Source organism: Terriglobus sp. YAF25, from assembly GCF_052113305.1.
Lineage (GTDB): Bacteria > Acidobacteriota > Terriglobia > Terriglobales > Acidobacteriaceae > Terriglobus.
The window spans coordinates 1-6,690 of sequence record NZ_JBFRCY010000573.1 but is presented as its reverse complement, the minus strand read 5'-3'; the positions used below and the strand labels follow the sequence as shown (position 1 = coordinate 6,690).

At 58.6% G+C, this 6,690-nt stretch carries 6 protein-coding genes and 1 pseudogene; all 7 read right to left on the bottom strand.

Annotated features, from left to right (window positions below):
* Nucleotides 1-42: 42 nt before the first annotated feature.
* On the bottom strand, nucleotides 43-993 hold the full coding sequence (locus tag AB4043_RS20350; protein WP_442300138.1) for an aldo/keto reductase: 951 nt from the start codon (nucleotides 991-993) through the stop codon (nucleotides 43-45).
* Nucleotides 994-1,159: 166 nt separating this feature from the next.
* A complete protein-coding gene (locus AB4043_RS20345) occupies nucleotides 1,160-2,182 on the bottom strand; it encodes an FG-GAP repeat domain-containing protein (protein ID WP_442307917.1) in 1,023 nt (340 codons plus the stop codon).
* 17 nt (nucleotides 2,183-2,199) lie between these two features.
* A pseudogene (locus AB4043_RS20340) lies at nucleotides 2,200-2,586 on the bottom strand (FG-GAP repeat domain-containing protein); the annotation flags it as partial.
* 94 nt (nucleotides 2,587-2,680) lie between these two features.
* Entirely contained in the window at nucleotides 2,681-3,736 is a 1,056-nt protein-coding gene (locus AB4043_RS20335; protein WP_442300136.1) for an aminopeptidase, read from the bottom strand.
* 103 nt (nucleotides 3,737-3,839) lie between these two features.
* Complete coding sequence (locus tag AB4043_RS20330; RefSeq protein ID WP_442300135.1) at nucleotides 3,840-5,096, bottom strand: pyridoxal phosphate-dependent aminotransferase; 1,257 nt, start codon at nucleotides 5,094-5,096, stop codon at nucleotides 3,840-3,842.
* Nucleotides 5,097-5,218: 122 nt separating this feature from the next.
* Nucleotides 5,219-6,322: a carboxylate-amine ligase gene (locus AB4043_RS20325; RefSeq protein ID WP_442300134.1), complete on the bottom strand. Its 1,104-nt coding sequence runs from the start codon at nucleotides 6,320-6,322 to the stop codon at nucleotides 5,219-5,221.
* Between the two features lie 34 nt (nucleotides 6,323-6,356).
* The coding region (locus AB4043_RS20320) for a DUF6572 domain-containing protein (protein ID WP_442307916.1) at nucleotides 6,357-6,690 on the bottom strand (334 nt) is incomplete at its 5' end.

The following is a 6,690-nucleotide window of genomic DNA, read 5'->3' as shown; positions in this document are numbered from 1 at the left end:
GTGTAGCTCTGCTCGTCCAGAGGACGGGCAGAGCCTCAAAGGCTATGCGTTTGATTGTAGATAGTCGTTGATTGCTTTGTATTCTTCGTCCGGCAGAACGAAGTCGAGCGCCTCTGCGGTCTCTTCCACCTGCTGCGGATTGCGTCCACCGACAATGGCCGCCGTAATCGCAGGATTCTTCAGCGTCCAGGCGATGGCGATGACGCCGGCGGTGACACCGTACTTCGCTCCGATCTCCTTCAGCTTGTCCGCGACCTTGAGGTTTTGCGAGAGCTTCGGCTCCTGGTAGTTCAGGGCGCGCTTGCGGAAGTCGTCGTCCGGCATCTGGGCAACGCGCTCTTTGGTCATCTTGCCGGTGAGCATCCCGCTCTGCATGGGCGAGTAGTTGATGACGCCAATGCCGTTCTCACGGCAGAAGGGAAGCACCTCCGCCTCGTAGTCGCGCTTTAGCATGGAGTAGGGCGGCTGCAGCGAGGTGATGGGAGCGATCTTCTGGGCACGCTTCATCTGATCGACGGAGAAGTTCGAGACGCCGATCCAGCGCACCTTGCCCTCGCGCTGCAGCTCCGCCATGGCCGTCCAACCCTCTTCGATCTCTTCATCCGGCTTCGGCCAGTGAATCTGGTACAGATCGATCACGTCGAGATTCAGGCGGTTCAGCGAGTCTTCGCACTCCCGCTTGATCTGCTTCATGGAGTTGGTAATGTTGCCTTTGTCATCCCACACCATGCTGGATTTCGTAAAGATCCACGGCTTGTGCGCAGACTTCCGAAGGGCTTTGGCGACAACCTCTTCCGAGTGTCCCAGCCCGTAGACGGCAGCGGTGTCGATCCAGTTGACGCCGAGATCGAGGGCGCGCTCGATGGCAGCGATGGAGTCCTTATCTTCCTGCGCGCCCCAGCCGAAGGCCCATCCTCCGCCGCCGATAGCCCAGGCGCCGAATCCGATGGGGGAAAGCTGCATATCTGAGTTGCCGAGAATGTTGAAGTTCACGCATCGCTCCTTTGGCAATATCTCGATCTCGCGATTGTATGAGATGCAAGCGACAGGGGGAAAACGGTGGTGTTGAAGAGGAAAATAACGTGCTGTCTTCGGGCAGGCGCGCGGCAGGGTGCGCACCAAATGGTGCCTTCTAGAGACAATGCTCTATAGCTAATTTTTAGTTGACCGTGACGGTCTTCGTGGCCTGGTAAACGCCTCCATTCCCGTCCCACATCTTGAAGACGAGGAAATGTTCTCCAGAGGACAGACTTTGGGTGGTGTCCAAATAGGAGGTAGCCCCGGTCGTGTTGTTCACCACCAGGTTCCCGTCGATGTAGAGTTGCGCTGCGGTGGGGATATTGTCGGTAGCTCCGTTGGCGAGGATGTGCACCGGTGAGTTGCTCGTCGTGCCCGAAGGCAGGCAGATGTTGGCTGAGCCAAAAGCCGCGGCGCAAGTCGGGTACGGACTCCCGTTGAAGACGGTGATGGTACGGTCGGCCACAAAGCTGACACCGCTCTGATCCCAGCCCTTGGTCACCAGCAGGTGAGTGCCTGGATTAAGGTTGAAGGCTGTATCGAAGCTCGTCACCGGCTTCGAGTATTGGAGTGTGCCATCGATGTATTCCTGCATCGCGGTCATGGGCGTGGTGTCGTAGCCGTTGGCTTGCACCGTCATCGGGCTCGACGCGTAGGTGTTGTTTACCGGCTGGCATACGGTCACGGAAGGGCTGATGGTGTAAGTGCTGCACCCGGCGCGATCGCTACCGTTGATATATACCTCTGTTCCTGCGCCCCCCAACATGATGAAGCTCATCATTCCATTGCGGGTCCAGTCTCCAGGGACGATGTCTCCGGCGTTATCGGTATCTGCGAAGTAATACTGCGGTGTCTGCTGGAATGTGCCATCGGCGTTGCCCAGCCACACCATCAATCCCGCGTAGCCATCGATCTGCTTGTGGTAGCCCGCCGCTACGATGTCGATAATGCCGTCGCCATTTACATCGACTGGCCAAGGCGTGCTGCCCGCGAGATCGGGCGGATCGGTGACCGCAGTGCGATGGATGAATGTCTGATTGCCCATCCCGTAGAAGATGTCGATCCCGGTGCAGGATAACGTTTGGGAGGTGCCCAGAGGCACACTGGGGTCGCAGTAGTACGAGACGAGAATATCGTCGATTCCGCTGCCGTTGGCGGAGCCCACATTGTTGTGTACTGCCCCCCCGCCTGAAAGGTTCCATTACCGTTGCCGTAGAACACTTGCAGCGCGTTGTTCGTAGCTGCCACCAGGTCGAGATTGCCGTCTCCGTTTAGGTCAGCCACGGCGAGATCGTTTGTAAAAGTGCCTGGTGAAGCAACTGTTTGCGGAGCCTGGAAGGTGCCATCGCCGTTCCCGGTCAACATCGTAAACACCGTCTGGGATTGCGTACTACCCACATAGACAACGTCCTGCTTGCCGGCATTGTGGAAGTCCCCGCGAACGAGAGCATAAGAGGGCGCGACGGTCCAGGAGTTGGTACCGTACACTTCAAAGCTCGGTATGGTTTGAGAGGCTAAGGCAGCGGATGCTCCAAAGAGGAGAACCGAAAGCAGAAGAGGTTGACGCATAGGGAACTCCCAAACTGCATTGCAGTAGAAGAGTTCCCACTCCCGAATGGTTGCCTCATGTTCAAAATCGAGCGCGTTCTGGCCGACATTTAGTCTAGGGCTGAATCAGAAACTCGCCATTCTGCATGATCTGGGTCTCCCCATGTTCATCGCCCAGCCAGATATTGAAGTGCAGGCCCACGACGTCAATGTGCGTTGACGATCTCCAAGGCGCGCCAGTGTGCGCCCCATAGGGATCGCCGAAGGCGATATGGATACCCGGGAACTTTTCGTCCTGCAGAATATTGCCGATCACCTTAGTGACGCCGATGTTGGTGCCAATGGCAAACTCGCCGACGCGGTCGGAGTTGCCGTCGGTGTGGGTGTAGTCCCAGAAGTCTTCCTCAAGCTGTTTGTTGTCACTGGCCACGCGGCGGATGCGGTTGCCCTCGATCCAGATCGTGAGCGGGGTGTGCTCCAGGATGCCGTAGCGGGCGCAGAGAAAGTCGCCGACAACGCCGTCCACAACGAAGACGCCGTTCACTTCTCCCGGCGCGGTGAAGCACTCGCCGCCGGGCAGGTTGCCCCACTTCTCCCGCGAGATGATGCCGGAGGTCTTGAACCACTTGTACTCGGGTGAGAGCGCCACATGCAGGTCAGTTCCAGCCGGGGTGGTGGCGCGCACGTAGGTCGCTTTCCGCACCCGGTCCAGCACAGCCTGGGAGAGGGCATCGACCGCCTGATAATCGGCGCGCATGCCCTGGGTCATGATCTCGGGGGTGATGTTCACCATATGGGCATGGCGGATTCCCTGGCGATTCACCACGTCGGTCATCTGCATGCGGCTGCGCAGCTCGTTCGGCTGTACCTCGACAGCGAAGATTGAGACCTGGGAGGTTTCCATGTCGTCCAGAACCGCCTGCGGCATGTTCGCCAGCGGCCGGGGCGCAAGTTGTTCTAAAACAAAGGCGTTCCAGGTACAGCCCAGGGATTCCAGCTCTGCCGCGATGGAGGCAGCGATGGGAAGACACTTCTCATCGGTGATGAGAGTGACTTTTTCTTCCGGCTGAACACGCAGGCAAGTGCGCACTGCGGAGCGGGCGCCGGGCGTGAACTCGGCGGGAAACGAGATCGAGAGGAGGGGCTGCTGCTGTGGGGCCGTCTGAATCATGGCGTTACTCCAAGTTTAAGGCATTGTGAACGACATTGCAGGCGGATGAAAAGAAGAACCCCGGCCGAAGCCGGGGTTCGTTTCCGGGTTTGGGACGCCAGGATCAGGCGCGGTGCAGTTCGCTCGGGATGTAGAGCTCCGAGTGCAGCGAGGCATTAGCGGCTCCCGGAGGAACATCCATGCACTTGACGAAAGCTGTCTGGAACTTGTCCATCTCGTCCTTGGTGCCGACGGTGACGCGAACGTGGGTCGGCATGGCGGCCCATGTTCGACCGATCGCGATCTTCTCCTTCATCATGAGCTGCTGGAACTCACGGCCAGGACGCTTGACGTCCACCATGAACATATTGGCCTGGGAGCCGGGAACGATCTTGTATCCCTTCTTATCCAGGAACTCCAGCGTGGCTTCACGGATGTCGGTGTTGATCTTGCGGCGCAGCGGAACCAACTCAGGATCGCGCAGGCTGGCGCCGGCAGCAGCAGCGGAGAGCAGCGAGACCGAGGCGGCCTGACGCAGGCTGACCGATGGCGAAAGGGTGTCGAACTTCTCCAGCAGATCCGGGCGGGCGATGGCGAAACCAGCGCGCACACCGGCCATGCCGTAGATCTTCGAGAAAGTACGCAGAACGATAACGTCTTTGTCTGCGGCAACCTGGTCGATGATCGACTCATGGGTGGAGAAGTGGTGGTAGGCCTCATCGACGATCACAACCGAGCCCTTGGGCTTGTTGTTGATCAGCCAGATGATGTCTTCCTTCGGCGTCATGGTGCCGGTCGGATTGTTCGGGTTGACGATGTAGTAGGCGCCGGCGTTCGGATCTGCCGCCAGCATGGCCTTCACATCGTGCTCGTACTTGGCGTTCAGCGGAACCTGCTTCAGCGGAGCCTTCAGCTTCTGGGCAGCACGCGAACCCTGCTCGTAGGAAGGATCAGCGGTCACCAGGCCCTTGCTGGGGCCGATGTTCGACATCAGCGCCATATCCAGCGGACCGCCGGAACCGGGATAGAGCTGCACATAGCCGGGCTTAAGACCGAATTGCTCTGAGAGGGTCTTTACCACGCCAATAGTAACGCCATACTTGTCGTAACGGCCGCCCGTGGGGCCTGCCTGCGCTACAGCGGCAAGAGCCGAAGGAGCCGGTCCAAGCGGGTTCTCGTTCGAGGAGATCACGATGACGTCCTTATCCATCATCGGGCGCTCGCCGCCCATACCGCGACGGCCGGCAGTCTGGCCAGCTGCCTGCGCGAATGCGGTCTGCGAGAAGTTAGGAAGCGTGGCTGCGGCCGCAGCGCCAGCGCCGAACAGACGCATAAAGTTGCGGCGAGAGACTGCGGGATTAACGTCGAAGATTGAGCTCATGGGTATTTCCCTCACAAAAGACTGCAGGTTGGTACAGAAACTGCTCGTCTGAAGACAAATGTACGCCTGATTAAATTTTCTGGAAAGAGGAGTGAACAGAAAATTTGATTGTCATCAATTCGTTACAAACCGGCCCTGGTCTCTGCCGCCATGTAATCCACGACCGCGCGCAGGCTCCCGGTCTGCCGAAAGACGGCAAGCTGCCGGTCGGCGCCGGAACCCCGTTCCAGAATGTTATGGAGCTCCTCGACCGCAGCTCGTGAGCCCAACTCGTCCAGAACATCATCAACAAAGGCGAGGTACTCGCGGATCAGATCCCGCTCCGGCACCTCGGCCTCTTTCCCAAAATCGATCAGTTTTCCGTCAAGGCCGTACCGCACGGCGCGGAACTTGTTTTCCATCAGCAGGGCACGGCTGTACTGACGAAAGTCCACATTGGCTTCGTGCAGTTTGTAGAGCTTAGCGGCCGTAGCCTGGATCAGCGCGGCGATGGCAATCGACTCTTCCGCACGTAGAGGAATGTCGCAGATGCGCACCTCAACGGTATTAAAGAAAGGGTGCGGACGGATATCCCACCAGATCTTCTTGGCGTTGTCGATGGTATTGGTCTTGATCAGCAGGTTGACGTAGCTCTCGAACTCCGAGTAGCTCGCGAAGCTGTCAGGAAGGTTGGTTCGCGGAAAGTTCTCAAAGACCTTGGCGCGATAGCTCTTGTAGCCCGTCTCCATCCCCAGCCAGAACGGGGAGTTTGTACTCAGCGCCAGAATGTGCGGTAGAAAATACCGCATCGAGTTCATGATGCGGATCGCCGCCTCGCGGTCTTCGATGCCGACATGGACGTGCAGGCCAAAGATGAGATTGGCGCGAGCGACAAGCTGCAGATCCTCCACGACGCGTTTGTAGCGGTCATCCGGATAGATCTCCTGTACACGCCAGTCAGCGAAGGGATGCGTAGCGCCCGCAACCAGCAGCAGGCCATGCTCTTCGGCCAGGCGGATCATATTGCGCCGCAGATCGTAGAGGTCTTCGCGAGCCGCTTCAATATTGCCGCAGACGCGCGTGCCTACCTCAACGACAGACTGATGCATCTCTGCCTTCACGCGCTCTTCCAGCCGGAGCTTGCCTTTGGCCAGCATCTCGGTGGCGATGTGCGAGCGAAGATCCCGGCTTTCAGGGTCGACAGTCTGGTACTCCTCTTCAATGCCGAGCGTGAACGATGGGCGCATGGTGAGATGAAGGTATCAGGCCCCCGGTAGCTTGTCAGGCATCGGCTTGTGTGGCGATGTTCCAGGTGAGTTTGTAGCCGCCCTCTTCAATCGTCTTCTTCGCGGCGTCCAGAAACTGCAGCCCCAGCTCGCTGGGAGCGAACTGGAACTGGATGTCGATCTCAAGCGGCAACCGGACCGACGCCGGATAGAGTTCCTCCATCTGGCCGCCCTCGATGAAGCCGAGATAGGCGTTCAGTTTGTCCTCCAGCACCTGCACATGATCGAAGTCCACCTCCCAGTCCCAGTGGTCCTGGATGGTGAGCACATAGGCTCCGTCGCTGGTGACGGAGACCTGATCTACCTTGTTGGGTTCATCAACCATACAT